At 56.0% G+C, this 14,388-nt stretch carries 12 protein-coding genes; 9 read left to right on the top strand and 3 right to left on the bottom strand.

Going from position 1 to position 14,388, the window contains the following annotated elements; translation table 11 throughout:
* The first annotated feature begins 7 nt into the window (after positions 1–7).
* A complete protein-coding gene (locus tag AC0J4F_RS03395; protein WP_473025399.1) occupies positions 8–628 on the top strand; it encodes a 2,3-bisphosphoglycerate-dependent phosphoglycerate mutase in 621 nt (206 codons plus the stop codon).
* Positions 629–681: 53 nt separating this feature from the next.
* On the opposite strand, the gene AC0J4F_RS03390 is transcribed toward AC0J4F_RS03395, so the two are convergent.
* From AC0J4F_RS03390 to AC0J4F_RS03380, 3 genes are read right to left on the bottom strand one after another with little or no spacing between them, the layout of a single operon-like run.
* Complete coding sequence (locus AC0J4F_RS03390) at positions 682–1,683, bottom strand: adenosine kinase (protein ID WP_133949269.1); 1,002 nt, start codon at positions 1,681–1,683, stop codon at positions 682–684.
* Positions 1,684–1,721: 38 nt separating this feature from the next.
* The gene (locus AC0J4F_RS03385) at positions 1,722–2,612 is read right to left on the bottom strand and encodes a prephenate dehydratase (protein ID WP_133949267.1); all 891 of its coding nucleotides are present in this window, start codon (positions 2,610–2,612) and stop codon (positions 1,722–1,724) included.
* A 27-nt stretch (positions 2,613–2,639) separates the two neighbouring features.
* Positions 2,640–3,380, bottom strand: coding sequence for a 3-deoxy-manno-octulosonate cytidylyltransferase (locus AC0J4F_RS03380; protein WP_473025398.1), 741 nt, complete (start codon positions 3,378–3,380; stop codon positions 2,640–2,642).
* Positions 3,381–3,580: 200 nt separating this feature from the next.
* On the opposite strand from AC0J4F_RS03380, the gene AC0J4F_RS03375 reads away from it, so the two are divergent.
* The 8 genes from AC0J4F_RS03375 (at position 3,581) to AC0J4F_RS03340 (ending at position 14,386) form a co-directional block, all read left to right on the top strand.
* The gene (locus AC0J4F_RS03375; protein WP_008189097.1) at positions 3,581–4,132 is read left to right on the top strand and encodes a c-type cytochrome; all 552 of its coding nucleotides are present in this window, start codon (positions 3,581–3,583) and stop codon (positions 4,130–4,132) included.
* Between the two features lie 156 nt (positions 4,133–4,288).
* Positions 4,289–5,719, top strand: coding sequence for a diguanylate cyclase (locus AC0J4F_RS03370; protein ID WP_473025397.1), 1,431 nt, complete (start codon positions 4,289–4,291; stop codon positions 5,717–5,719).
* A gap of 102 nt (positions 5,720–5,821) precedes the next feature.
* A complete protein-coding gene (locus AC0J4F_RS03365; protein WP_473025396.1) occupies positions 5,822–7,702 on the top strand; it encodes an extracellular solute-binding protein in 1,881 nt (626 codons plus the stop codon).
* Positions 7,699–9,591 carry an extracellular solute-binding protein gene (locus tag AC0J4F_RS03360; RefSeq protein ID WP_473025395.1) on the top strand — a complete coding sequence of 631 codons (1,893 nt, stop codon included), beginning with the start codon at positions 7,699–7,701 and terminating at the stop codon, positions 9,589–9,591. Before AC0J4F_RS03365 ends, AC0J4F_RS03360 begins: the two co-directional genes overlap by 4 nt.
* Positions 9,592–9,656: 65 nt before the next feature.
* A complete protein-coding gene (locus AC0J4F_RS03355; protein WP_133949257.1) occupies positions 9,657–10,778 on the top strand; it encodes a microcin C ABC transporter permease YejB in 1,122 nt (373 codons plus the stop codon).
* 94 nt (positions 10,779–10,872) lie between these two features.
* Positions 10,873–11,967: an ABC transporter permease gene (locus tag AC0J4F_RS03350; RefSeq protein ID WP_286190023.1), complete on the top strand. Its 1,095-nt coding sequence runs from the start codon at positions 10,873–10,875 to the stop codon at positions 11,965–11,967.
* Positions 11,968–11,977: 10 nt separating this feature from the next.
* The gene (locus AC0J4F_RS03345) at positions 11,978–13,609 is read left to right on the top strand and encodes an ABC transporter ATP-binding protein (RefSeq protein ID WP_209172105.1); all 1,632 of its coding nucleotides are present in this window, start codon (positions 11,978–11,980) and stop codon (positions 13,607–13,609) included.
* A 27-nt stretch (positions 13,610–13,636) separates the two neighbouring features.
* A complete protein-coding gene (locus AC0J4F_RS03340) occupies positions 13,637–14,386 on the top strand; it encodes a VOC family protein (RefSeq protein WP_133949251.1) in 750 nt (249 codons plus the stop codon).
* The last annotated feature ends 2 nt before the right edge of the window (positions 14,387–14,388 follow it).

Genomic DNA, 14,388 nt, shown 5'->3' with positions numbered 1-14,388 from the left:
GATCTTTATGGAACGCCTGCTAGTGCTTGTCCGCCACGGACAGAGCGAATGGAACCTGAAAAACCTGTTCACAGGCTGGAAAGACCCGGGTCTGACCGACCAGGGTGTTGCCGAAGCGCATAAGGCGGGCGAGCAGCTGCGGGATCTGAAACTAAATTTCGATCTGGCCTTTACGTCGGTGTTGTCCCGTGCCCAGAAAACGCTCGGGATCATTCTTGATGAGCTTGACCAAACCGGCCTCGAAACTTTCAAGGATCAGGCTCTGAACGAGCGTGACTATGGCGATTTGACCGGCATGAACAAGGATGGGGCCCGAGAAAAGTTCGGCGAGGAACAGGTTCACATCTGGCGCCGATCTTACGACATTCCGCCCCCGGGGGGTGAGAGCCTCAAAATGACCGCCGAACGTGTTCTGCCGTACTACAAAGCCGAGATATTGCCGCGCGTCTTGTCTGGCAAGCGCACGATCGTTGCAGCCCACGGCAATTCGCTGCGGTCGCTCATCATGGAACTGGAAGGGCTGAGCCCGGAAGAAATCCTGAAGCGGGAGCTCGGGACCGGCACGCCGATCATCTATCGCCTGGATGAAGATGGAAAAGTCATCAGCGTCCAGGATCTGGCCGCCTAGGGACTACAAAACTTATGAGAAAAAAGGCGGCCGGTGGGCCGCCTTTTTGGTATTCACACTTCAAAGCCATTCTGCGCTGCAAGGTTTTTCAGCGGCCGCTCGGGGCGGGCGCCGACGTGTTTGATAACGCTAGAGGCACAGATGCAGCCGAGCTCAGCGGCATTGGTGAGCGAGTAATCTCGTGCGAGGCCAAACAGAAAGCCGGCGGCAAAGAGGTCGCCGGCACCGGTGAGGTCAACGACATTGTCAACTTGCTGGGCAGGAACCTTGACGGTTTCCTCAGGTGTGATGATCATCGCGCCCTCTTTTCCGAGCGTAAGGGCGGTCATTGCGCCGCTCTCACGTGCGGCAGAAATGGCTGTGTCCAGGTCTCCCGTCTGATAAAGCGCCTTGATTTCATGCTCATTGGCGAACATCAGATCAACGACGCCATCTGACAGCAGGCCGGTAAATTCATCCCGGTAACGGTCAACACAGAAGGAGTCGGATAAGGTGATTGCCACTTTCCGATCATGCTTGTGTGCGATCTCTGCAGCCGCGAGGAAAGCTTTTTTTGCCTCTTCCGGATCCCACAAATAGCCTTCCATGTAGGTGACTGCGGCAGCGGCAACTACGTCTTCGTCAACATCTGACGGGCTGAACTCCGTGCACGCGCCAAGATATGTGTTCATGGTGCGCTCACCGTCCGGGGTGATCAGGATCATTGAGCGGGCCGTGGGCTTCCATTCACGCAGGCGCGGGGTGTTGTAGTAGACACCTGTGCCGTTCATGTCGTGGTAGTAGCTGTCGCCGAGTTCATCTTCGGCGACTTTCCCAAAATAAGCCGGGCGGCCCCCGAGAGAGGCAATTCCAGCCGCCGTGTTGCCTGCGCTGCCGCCGGAGATGCGGACCGTTTGGCCCATCTTGTTGAACAAGGCCACGGCTTCATCGGTCTCGATGAGCCGCATGGACCCTTTGACCAGGCCCTCCTGGAGAAGAAAGTCTTCCTCGACATGGGCAAACACATCACAAATAGCATTGCCGATGCACAGGGCATCAAAACGAATTTCGGTCATTGGGTCCTCTAAGGGTCCTGAAAGAATGGGCGTCGTTCTTAAGATTGCGGATTGGGTCTTAAGGCCCGGTTAGCTTCCGGTTCACGAATTTTGTCGCGGAACGGGCTCGCCCGGTAAACACCAACGATCTTGAGCTCCGCGCAGAAGAAGGCGAGCTCTTCCAAGGCCAACGCAACATGCGGATCGTTTGGGTGCCCTTCGATGTCTGCGTAGAACATGGACGCGAAGAACTGCCCCTCCAGCTGGTAGGATTCCAGCTTGGTCATGTTCACATTATTCGTCGCAAAGCCGCCGAGCGCTTTGTACAGAGCGGCCGGCACATTGCGGACCCGGAAGATGAAGGTGCTGATTACCGGCTGGCCGTTGTGGGCTGCCTCCATCTTGTCGCGGGACAGGATCACAAACCGCGTGGTGTTGTGTGCCTCGTCTTCCACGTCTTTACGCAGGATGTCGAGACCGTAGATATCAGCGGCCATCCGTGGAGCAAGTGCTGCATGGGTGGGATCGCCCAGCTCGGCAATCTGACGAGCCGAGCCGGCGGTGTCGGCGCCAACTACAGCGTTTAAACCCAGCTCGCGGATGATGTTCCGGCATTGCCCCAGCGCATGGACGTGGCTTTGTACCGTTGTAAGATTTTCAACCTTGGTCCCTTTTGGAGCCATCAACTGGAACCGGATCGGCATGAAGTACTCGCCGATGATGTGCAAATTGGAACCAGGCAGAAGATGGTGAATGTCCGCGACACGGCCCGCGACCGAATTTTCGATCGGGATCATCGCCAGGTCGGCTTTACCGTCCGCCATTGCCGAAAAACAGTCTTCAAACGTCGCGCAGGGAATGGCTTCGTAGTCGGGATAAACGTCACGGCAGGCCATGTGGGAATTGGCGCCGGTTTCGCCCTGGAAGACGATTTTTTTCGCATTGCTCATTGATGTGTCCAGCTTTGGTGCGGCGTTTTATAAGGATTGATAGGCTAATCGAGCCCGTTCTAGATCTTCAGGTGTGTTCACGTCCATAGGCGCGGAGGCAATCTCCGATACATCAATGCGCATGCCGGCCTCGAGTGCGCGCAATTGTTCCAATTTTTCCCGCTTTTCCAGTGGTGATGGCGATAGCGAGACAAAACGCGCCAGCGCGGCGCGGCGATAGGCATAGATGCCGATGTGCTGATAAAGCGGACCATCGCCACCTGGCGCGGTTGCGCGGGTAAAATAAAGCGCCCTGTTGTGCCCGTGCCCGTGCCCGTTCGGTGTCGTGACTGCTTTGACGAAGTTCGGGTCGTCGCGGAACCGTTCATCCCGGATTTCGGTCATGATGGTGCCAATGTCTACGCCTGAGACCGAAAGGGGGGCGAAGGCAGCCCGAATCGCTTCAGGCTCAATCAGGGGCACATCGCCCTGAACATTCAATACAGTGTCGTGCTTCTGGTCGGGGTCCAGGGTCTGCGCTGCTTCAAAGATGCGGTCTGAACCAGATTCATGGTCGTCCCGGGTCAAAACAGCAGTTCCGCCATGATCCCGGACCGCCTCTGCGATACTCGTGTCATCAGTCGCAACGGCGACTGGTCCGATATCTGCGTTGAGGGCCTGCTCGAGTACCCGGACAATCATTGGTTTTCCGCAAATATCCGCCAACGGCTTCCGGGGCAGTCGTGTTGCGGCCAGTCGGGCCGGAACAATAACAAGTGCAGCGCTCAATCCAGTCTCCTTTGGCGGGTTTTTTGTTCGGAAAACTGTGTTTTTCCGGGGGCGCGTCCGAATGTCGTACACGTTGCCCTTTTAAAGCTATGGACAGCGAGGTCAAAAAATTTGTAGGTTCCGGCAAAATTCGAGGAGCTGATAGGGTTCGTGACCTCAAGTTACGGGCCCGGACGCGTATGAGCTTGGAGCCGGAGAGAATGGATTCCTTCACGCTGAACAAGGCCGCTGGTGCGGTTCTTATGGTGCTTATTCTGACTATGGGTTTGGGAATTGTGTCTGACATAATTTTCAAGCCGACGATCCCGGGCAAGCCCGGCTATGAAATTGTCGTGGCCGCTGCGGAAGATTCAACGTCAGAAGTCACACCGGAGCCGGATGTCGTTCCGATTGGCGAGTTGCTCATGGCTGCTGCTGCTAGTGACGGCGAGAGTGCTGCAAAGAAATGTGCGGCGTGCCACACCTTCGAGCAGGGCGGCGCGAACAAAGTCGGCCCGAACCTTTGGGAAATCGTTGGTCGTAAGCCGGGTGGTGTTGATGGCGTAAATTATTCCAGCGCAATGGCTGCATACGGCGAGGAAAATCCGGAGTGGACCTACGAGGGCCTTTATAACTTCCTCGCTGCCCCGAAAAAATACATCCCGGGCACGTCCATGGGCTTTGCAGGTATCCGCAAGTCTGAAGAGCGGGCTGACCTGATTGCCTACATGCGGGAGCAGGCTGCTACACCAAAGCCGCTTCCGGGAGAATAACCCCAATAAGCACTGGTGAAATGCTGTGACTACATTTGGAAGCCGGGCAATTGCCCGGCTTTTTTATTGCGATTTGAAGAAAAATTAAGTTTTGTGACGTTACGTATCATTTAGGTAATATTGGCAGGAACGACAATCCAATTGGATTGGGCAAGCATGAACGCACTGCGTCAATTCTTTGTACATAGCAATGGGGCGTGGGTTGCTTCGCTGACGGCGGTGATTTGCTTTCTGGCTGGGATCGCGGTTACGGCGCATGTCGGGTACACGGTGCGCAGCGAAATCATGTCCCAAAACAAACGTCAGGCCGTTGCTAATCTTTCAGAAGTCCGTGCCAAGCTGGAAGGCGAACTCAACCGCACAGTTGCCTACGGTATCGGTCTGCGGGCCAATGTCATTGAGTCCTCGATAGAGCCGTTCAATGCGCGAAAATACGATGCAATCGCGTCTGATTTGATTGATGAAAATCCAGTCATAAGATCGATCGGACTTGCACCGGACAATGTCCTGCAAGCTGTCTATCCGTATCAGCCCAACCAGTCGGCCATCGGCTTGGATTACCGATTGAACACAAGCCAATGGCCTGCAATCAGACAGGCCATGCTCTCTCGAGAGATTGTCATTGCCGGGCCCTTGGAACTCGTTCAGGGCGGTCGCGCGCTTTTGATCCGGATCCCTGTATTCCCGCCGGCCGAACTCGGACAGCCCAAGCCGGAGCGCCCGTATTGGGGTGTGCTATCTCTTGTGGTCGATGAAGCGGGTCTGATGCAAGCTGCTGGCATCTCTGACACTGTCAAACAGCTGCGGATTGGGATCGTGGACAAAGCTGCTTCCACACCGGAAAAGGCGCATATATTCGGAAGCTTCGGCTTGATGGATATTGACAGTGTAAGGCTCCCCTTGAACCTGCCCGGCGGTTTGACATGGGAAGTGCTGGGCTATCCAGAAAACGGTTGGAACAGCAACGAACGCAGCATCTGGATCACACAGCTCGTCGGGAGTTTGATTTCGCTTCTGTTCGGCGCCATGGCCTTTTTGCTGATCAGCGAGGTTTACAAGGTTCGCTCAATGGCGTTGCACGACCCGCTGACCGGGTTGGCCAATCGGCGGCTCTTGGAAGACAGGATGCTCCAATTGGCGGTCATGTCCGATCGGACCGGGTCCGGCTTTGAGATCTTCTATGTCGATCTTGATGCCTTCAAGCCGATCAATGACAATTATGGGCATGCGGCCGGGGATCAGTTGCTGGTCGAAATCGGTCACCGGCTACAGCAGCAGACACGGCAGACAGATACGGTTGCCCGTGTGGGTGGTGATGAGTTCATCGTTTTGACCCCCGGAAACATGCGCCGCCTGGAACGGGAAGCGTTCCTGGAGCGCTTGGGTGAACGTCTTTCAGAGGTTTTTGAGTTCTCCGGTGTGCGCATCGGTGTGAGCGCCAGTATCGGCAGTGCAAGCTTTCCAAGCGATGCAGGCACCATTGACCATCTGCTCAGAGTAGCCGACAGCCGGATGTACAGCCAAAAGACTAAGGGGCGGAAAGAATCGGAAACCATCTCCGGCAACGAGCTCTCGCAAACCGGTTAAATTTCTGTCATGTCACGCTTAATGGGTGGTTTTTTGGCCACCGCTCCCTAAACTGTTTCCATACCGCAAACTGCGGCCCGGACAACAGCAACGGAGCAAGTGATGCGAGCCGCTTGGCGTGCAAACGAAAAACCAGCGGTGACGGCAATACTGACAGGAGTTTTGTTGCTGGTCGCTGCAATCGCCAACCCCGCAGTGGCGCAAGATCCTCAGTGGAAACATGCTGCGGCTTTGAATGGCACGCCGAAATATGGCCCTGACGCCGAACATTTTGACTATGTAAACCCTGATGCGCCGAAAGGCGGCAAAGTGCGCCTCGCAGCCCGCGGCGGGTTCGACACCTTCAACTTCCTGCCGCCCAAAGGCCAGCCTGCACCTGGGATCCTGAACATTTACGAAAGCCTGATGGAACCGTCTCTTGATGAAGACGACATCAGTGCGCAGTACGGTGTTCTGGCAGATGGCGTCAGATATCCGGATGACTATTCTTGGGTCGAATACCGAATGAACCCGAACGCCAAATGGCATGACGGGCAACCGGTGACGGCCGAAGATGTGATCTGGTCGTTTGAGAAATCAATCGAACTCAATCCGCAGCGGAAGTTCTATTATAAGAACGTCACGAATGCCGAAATCGTTGACGGCAATATTGTTCGGTTCACCTTCGACACATCTGGCAACCGGGAACTTCCCAAGATCATGGGTCAACTCACGATCCTGCCAAAGCATTGGTGGGAAGGAACCAATGACAAGGGTGAGCCTCGGGATCTCTCCAAGAGTTCGCTGGAGCCGCCCCTAGGATCCGGTCAATACCGGATCAAGGATTTTTCGGCGAACCGGCAAGTGAACTACGAACGGGTCGACGATTATTGGGGCGGGGATTTGCCGATCCGGGCCGGAACTGGCAACTTCGACGAGATCCGGTACGTTATCTTTCTGGACGATGCGGTTCAGTTCGAAGGCTTCAAAGGCGATCAATACGATTTCCATACCGAACGCAGCTCAAGCCAATGGGCGAAGCGGTATGACTTTCCAGCACTTCGCGACGGGCGGGTCGTGCGCGAGATCTTTCCGGACCGATCCACCGGCGTGATGCAGGGATACTTCCTGAACCTCAGAAGAGACAAGTTCAAGAACCCGGACGTGCGCCGGGCGCTGAACTATGCCTATGATTTTGAAACCACCAACGAAATCATCTCTGCCAATCTTCTGAAACGCGTGAATTCCTATTTCTCAGGCACGGAACTGGCATCGTCAGGTCTGCCGACTGGAAAGGAACTGGAAATTCTTGAAGAGGTTCGCGATCAGGTGCCGCCGGAAGTCTTTACCGAAGAATTCAAGAACCCGGTTGGCGGTTCCCCGCAAAACGTCCGGGCCAATTTGCGTGAGGCCGTTAATCTTCTCCGCGGTGCCGGTTACAAACTCGAAGGGCGCCAGATGGTCGATGAGGCAACCGGTGAGCAGCTCACGATCGAGTTTCTTTACCGCGACAAGGCCAGTGAGCGCTCTCTGCTGCCCTACGCAAAAAATCTGGAGAGTATCGGCATCAAGGCTGTCTTGCGGCTTGTCGATACGTCCCAGTTCATCAATCGGGTTCGGGCACGCGACTTCGATGCGACGACCTTGGCGATCGGGCAGTCTTTGTCACCGGGGAACGAGCAACGGGAGTATTGGGGGTCTGTTTCTGCCGACAATGCGAGCTCGGCCAACTACGGCGGCATCAAAAACCCAGCCATCGATCACCTGATCGACAAGGTGATCTTTGCAGAAGATCGTGAAACCCTTGTTGCTGCGACCCACGCCCTGGACCGTGTCCTGTTATGGAACCACTACGTAGTGCCGCAGTTCTACGTCGATGAGACCCGAACAGCGCGTTGGGACCGGTTCTCTCACCCGGAAAACATGCCGGAATACAGCACCGGGTTCCCGGAGATCTGGTGGTATGACGAAGAAAAGGCAGCAAAAACCGGAGCAGTACAATGACGAACCGTCAGGGGCCGGACCGACGGCAGGTCTTGAAGCTCTCCGCAGCAACAGCACTTGCGGCTGCATCCGGACCGCTTCTCTCACGGGCAGCATATTCAGCCGGTGAGAGCACAGGCCCACGTCATGGCCTTTCAGTGTTTGGAGACCTGAAATATGGGCCGGACTTCACGCACTTTGACTACGTGAACCCGGATGCACCAAAAGGCGGAACGTTCAATTTTCAAGCGCCGTACTGGTCCTTCAATCAGAATGTTTTGACTTACAACACCTTCAATTCCTTCATTTTGAAAGGGGATGCACCGCCGCGGATGGAGCTGTGTTTCGACACTCTCATGGTCAGGGCCTATGATGAACCGGATGCGGTTTATGGGCTCGTCGCAGAAAGTGTTGAGGTCTCCGAAGACGGCAATCGCTTCATCTTCAATTTGCGGCCTGAAGCAAAGTTTCATGATGGCTCAAAGCTGACAGCTGAAGACGTTGCTTTCTCCATGCTGCTTCTCAAAGAGCACGGCCATCCGAACATCAGTCAGCCGATGCGGGTTCTGACCGATGCGGAAGTTCTCGATGAACATCGCGTCGCCCTGCAGTTTGATGGGACACAGTCCCGCAATTATCCGCTCGGTGTCGCCGCCGGTTACCCGATCTTTTCAAAACGCTACTACACGGCCTACGACTTTGAGCAGAGTACGCTGACCCCGCCGCTGTCGTCGGGCCCTTATAAGGTTGGCAAACACGCTGTCGGGCGTTTCGTCGAATACCATAAGGTCGATGACTATTGGGCCAATGACCTTCCCGTGCTGCGCGGACAGAAAAACTTCCAGATCGTGCGAGTGGAGTTCTTCCGAGAGCGCCAGGTTGCTTTTGAGGCGTTCAAAAAAGGAACCGTCCGCTACCGCGAGGAATTTTCGTCAAAGAACTGGGCGACCGAATACAATTTCCCGGCGGTCGAAGATGGCAGGGTGGTGACAAAGGTCTTTCCGGACGGCCGTCCTTCCGGCGCGCAAGGTTGGTTTCTCAACACGCGCCGCGAGAAGTTCAAGGACCCGCGTGTGCGCGAAGCCCTTGGCTACGCGTTTGACTTCGAATGGTCCAACAAGAACCTCTTTTACGATCTTTATCAAAGAACGCAGTCGTACTTCGAAAACTCGGAGATGAAGGCCGAAGGCGTGCCCCAGGGTGCGGAGCTGGCTTTGTTGGAGCCTTACCGGGATCAGCTGCCGGAAGCTGTCTTCGGGGAGCCCGTGACGCCGCCGGTCAGCGATGGGTCGGGTTTTGACCGTGGACTGCTGCGCCGGGCCAACGAGCTTTTGCAGGAGGCGGGATACACGCGCGACGGATCAAACCTTGTCGGACCAGACGGCAAACCGTTCACTATCGAATTTCTGAACAACACAACGTCGTTTGAACGGATCGTCAATCCATTCATCAAGAACCTGAAGCGGCTCGGTGTCGACGCAACTTTCCGGGTCGTGGACGGAGCCCAATATCAGGCCCGCTTGAACGAGTTCGACTTCGACATAGCCAGCCGCCGGTTTGCCTTCAGTGCCACATTGTCTGATCCGATCCGGGAGTACTGGACCACCCGCTCAGCCACTGTGCCGGGAAGCAGCAATCTTGCCGGCATTTCCGATCCCGTGATTGATGCCTTGACCGACAAAGTCCTGGCGGCGCAGTCCAAGGAGGAAATGGTGACCGCAGCCCGAGCGATCGACCGTGTCTTGCGTGCCGGTTACTATTGGATCCCGCAATGGTACAAGAACACCCATTCGGTGGCCATCTGGGACTTGTTCGGTTTTCCACCGGAACCGCCAAAGTATTTCTTCCCCGTGGAAGATCTTTGGTGGATAGATCCGGAAAAAGCCAAAATCATTGAAGATGCCGGTTAGAAAATAACAGACACTCTCTATGCTCGGTTTTCGAGCTGAGACGCAAAGGGATAAAAAAGACCCCTATGGGCGCTTATATTCTCCGCCGTTTGTTGCTCATGATCCCGACCCTTGTCGGGATCATGGCAATCAATTTTTTCATCATCCAGTTTGCACCCGGTGGACCGGTTGAACGCGTCATTGCGCAGATCTCCGGCACGGATGTCGATGCAACATCGCGCATCAGCGGTGGCGGCAGCGATATGGGAAACATCGGCAATGAATCGTCCGGCGCAAGCGCGGGCGGTGGTGACAGTGTTACGTCCAAATATCGCGGCGCTCAGGGGCTGGATCCGGAATTCATCAAGGAGCTGGAAGCGCAATTCGGGTTCGACAAGCCGCCGCTGGAACGGTTCTTGAGCATGCTCTGGAATTATGCGCGGTTTGATTTCGGTGAGAGTTACTTCCGAGACATTCGCATCCTCGACCTGATCGCCGAAAAACTGCCCGTGTCGATCTCGCTCGGTCTGTGGATGACGCTGATTTCCTATGCGGTCTCGATCCCGCTTGGCATCCGCAAGGCGGTCAGCGATGGCTCGCGCTTTGATGTTTGGACCTCCGGGGTGATTGTGGTCGCCTATGCAATTCCCGGGTTCTTGTTTGCTGTCCTCTTGATCGTCCTCTTCGCCGGCGGGTCCTTCTGGGACATCTTCCCGCTGAGGGGATTGGTGTCCGACAATTGGGAGAGCCTGTCTTGGCCGGAACGGATCCTTGATTATTTCTGGCACCTGGCCTTGCCACTGACAGCGATGGTTCTGTCGGCTTTTGCGACAACCACGCTGCTCACCAAAAATTCCTTCCTGGATGAGATTCGCAAGCAATATGTGATCACCGCGCGCGCAAAAGGGTTGACGGAAAGCCAGGTTCTTTACGGCCATGTGTTCCGGAACGCGATGCTGATCGTGGTGGCTGGTTTCCCGGGGGCTTTCATCTCGTCCTTCTTTGCCGGTTCCCTGTTGATCGAGACGATCTTTTCGCTGGATGGTCTCGGGCTGCTCGGTTTTGAATCCATCATCAATCGCGATTACGCGGTGGTCTTTGCAACGCTGTACATTTTCTCGCTGATGGGACTTCTGGTGAATCTCATCTCTGACCTCACCTACACCTGGATCGATCCGCGGATCGATTTTGAAAGCCGGGAGGTGTGAGGCAATGGACAGTCGTCTGAACAAGGACCTCGAAAACGCCGGCTACGATGTGTTGAACCCGCTGGCGGAGGAAACGGCACCACCGCCCAAAAAGATGCGCCTGTCGCCGATCAACCAGCGGCGCCTTGCCAACTTCAAGGCCAATCGCCGGGGTTACTGGTCGCTCTGGATTTTTCTGGTGCTGTTTGTGCTCGCCATGGGCGCCGAGTTCTTGACCAACGACCGGCCAATCCTCGTCTCCTACAACGGCGAGATACTGACCCCGGTCTTCGTCGATTACCCGGAAGAAAAGTTTGGCGGCTTTCTGGCAATCACCGACTATCGGGATCCGTTCATCCAGGAAGAGATCGAAGCGAACGGCTGGATGCTCTGGCCGCCGGTGCGGTACTCCTACCGTACCGTGAACCATGAAATACCGGTGCCCGCGCCAGCCCCGCCGTCGTGGATGCTGGATAAGGAAGAGCGGTGTCAGCGCTACCCGATGGGTGCGGACGATCCGAACTGCGTCATGGGCAACTGGAACTGGCTCGGCACAGATGATCAGGGCCGCGATGTTCTGGCGCGTCTAGTCTACGGCTTCCGCATCTCGGTCCTGTTTGGTCTGGCCCTGACCCTGGCATCCTCGGTGATCGGCATCGCGGCCGGGGCCGTGCAGGGCTATTATGGCGGCTGGGTGGACTTGATCTTCCAGCGCTTCATTGAGATCTGGACAGCCATCCCGACGCTGTATCTCATTCTGATTGTGTCCTCGGTTCTCATTCCCGGATTCTGGACGCTTTTCACAATCCTGCTCGCCTTCTCTTGGGTGGCGCTAGTGGGCGTAGTGCGCGCAGAGTTTCTGCGTGGTCGGAACTTTGAATACATCTCGGCGGCACGCGCGCTGGGCGTGTCCAACGGCGTGATTATGTGGCGGCACCTGTTGCCGAATGCGATGGTGGCAACACTCACCTTCATGCCCTTCATCCTGAACGGATCTATCTCGACGTTGACTGCGTTGGACTTCCTCGGCTTTGGTCTGCCGCCTGGGTCCGCATCGCTTGGCGAACTGCTCGCACAGGGCAAGAACAACCTTCAGGCGCCTTGGCTGGGCATCACCGGGTTCTTGGTGATCTCGCTGATGCTAAGTTTGTTGATTTTCATTGGCGAAGCCGTGCGCGATGCGTTCGATCCGCGCAAGAGCCTGGCATAAGGAGGCCGAGATGACCAAAGACACGCTCGTCTCCATTCAGGATCTCTCCGTTGCTTTCACGCAGGGCGGCAGGGAAACACTTGCAGTCGACCGTATCTCCTTTGACATCAACAAGGGGGAAACCGTTGCGCTGGTTGGCGAAAGTGGGTCCGGGAAATCTGTCTCGGCTTTGTCGGTCTTGAAACTTCTGCCGTACCCGGCGGCCTCTCACCCGACGGGCAAAATCGTCAAGGATGGCGTAGACCTCCTGCAGGCAAATGCCAACGAGATGCGCAAGGTGCGCGGCAACGAGATCTCGATGATCTTTCAGGAGCCGATGACCTCGCTCAACCCTTTGCATACGGTCGAGCGTCAGATCTCCGAAATCTTGAAAGTACACCGGGGCATGAGCGACACCCAGTCCCGCGCGCGGGTTCTGGAACTCATGAATCAGGTCGGCATCCGTGATCCGGAATCCCGCCTTGGGTCTTATCCGCACCAGCTTTCCGGCGGGCAGCGGCAGCGTGTCATGATTGCGATGGCGCTTGCGAACGAACCGGACCTTTTGATCGCTGACGAACCGACAACCGCGCTCGACGTGACCGTGCAAGCGCAGATCCTGGAACTGTTGAAGGATCTGCAGCGCCAGCAGGGCATGGCCATGCTGTTCATAACCCATGACCTCGGCATCGTGCGCAAGTTTGCCGACCGGGTCTGCGTGATGACCGGCGGTAAGATCGTTGAGCAGGGCCCGGTCGCCGAGATTTTCGACAATCCGCAACACGATTACACCAAGCATCTTCTGGCCGCAGAGCCTAAGGGCAACCCGCCGGAAACGGACAAGACCAAGCCGATCGTCGTGCAGGCTGACGACCTGAAGGTCTGGTTTCCGATCAAGCGCGGGTTCTTGCGCCGGACCGTTGACCATGTAAAGGCCGTTGACGGCATTGATGTCACCGTACGGGAGGGACAGACGCTCGGGATCGTGGGCGAGAGTGGATCAGGTAAGACCACACTTGGGCTTGCGATTTTGAGAATGATTTCCTCCACCGGCCGCATCGCCTTCAATGGTCAGGACATTCAGGAAAACTCCTGGAAGGAAATGCGGCCTTTGCGCCGCGACATGCAGATCGTGTTTCAGGACCCGTTTGGGGCGCTTTCCCCGCGTATGTCTGTCGCAGACATTGTTGGAGAGGGCCTTCAGGTGCACTTCCCGGGCATCTCTTCAGAAGAGCGGGACCGGAAAGTCGCTGGCGCGCTGGAAGAGGTTGGACTGGACGCTTCCACGCGTCACCGCTACCCGCATGAGTTCTCAGGTGGTCAGCGGCAGCGCATCTCCATTGCCCGGGCAATGGTGCTAGAGCCAAAGTTTGTCATGCTGGACGAACCGACGTCAGCACTGGATATGAGTGTTCAGGCGCAGGTGGTCGATCTCTTGCGGGACCTGCAAAAGGCTCATGGATTGGCATACCTCTTCATATCTCATGACTTGAAAGTGGTGCGGGCCCTTGCCAACGAAGTTGTCGTCATGCGGCAGGGCAAGGTGGTGGAATCCGGCCCGGCTGAAAAGATCTTCGACGCGCCGGAAACCGATTACACAAAAGCGCTTATGGCAGCAGCATTCCGGCTGGAGACGGCACCGGAAGGTGTCGTCAGTGTCTGATCTTTTAACACCGCTTTGGTCAGTAGGATGACCACGCGCATCGCCGCCATTGAATTGAACGTCTCTGATCCGGCGATACTGGCAGACTTTTATTGCCGGACTTTGGGCATGATCCGATCTGAACGGGATGGCCATGTCGCTGTTGGATATGGGGCCGATGGTGCTGTTCTTCTGCTGAAACAATCAAACAGCTCAGACCGATATCGGCACGAACGCTCCGACCGGTACTGGAAAATCGGGGTGACATTGCCGGACCTTGACTGCGCACATGCCGTCTTGGCCGCACAAGGCGTTTCTGCATCTGCACCGCATCAATTCCGCGATGTCGGCTATCTAAGCCATCTTGAAGACCCGGAAGGCCATATCATCGAGTTGCTTCAGCACACTTTTGAGGGTGTCCCGAAAACAGAAACGGGGGATTTGGAACGCCCGCTCGGCGGCGGTGCGGAGATTGGATTGGTCACGCTTCGGTCCAGCGACATTGAGGCAGACCTTGCGCAGTGTGAGGAAGAATTTGGTCTGCGTTACCTGGTCCGCGAACAACTGCCGGAACTCGGGTTCGATCTTTATTTCTTGGGAAAACGGAACGAGACAGCGCCAGACCCAAATCCGGATGCACTCATTAACCGTCCGTGGATCTACCAACGCCCATATACCGTGCTTGAATTTCAGCACCTCCGGAATGGCATTGATGTCCAGTGGCCAATGCCCACGCAAAAGGGATACGCTGGTATCAGAGTGGACGGCCGGGGCTCTCCAGATCAAGGCTTTGTCTAAAA

Source organism: Roseibium sp. R5, from assembly GCF_055755305.1.
Note: the sequence above shows the minus strand (reverse complement) of the source record. Positions and strands in the feature narration are given on the sequence as shown.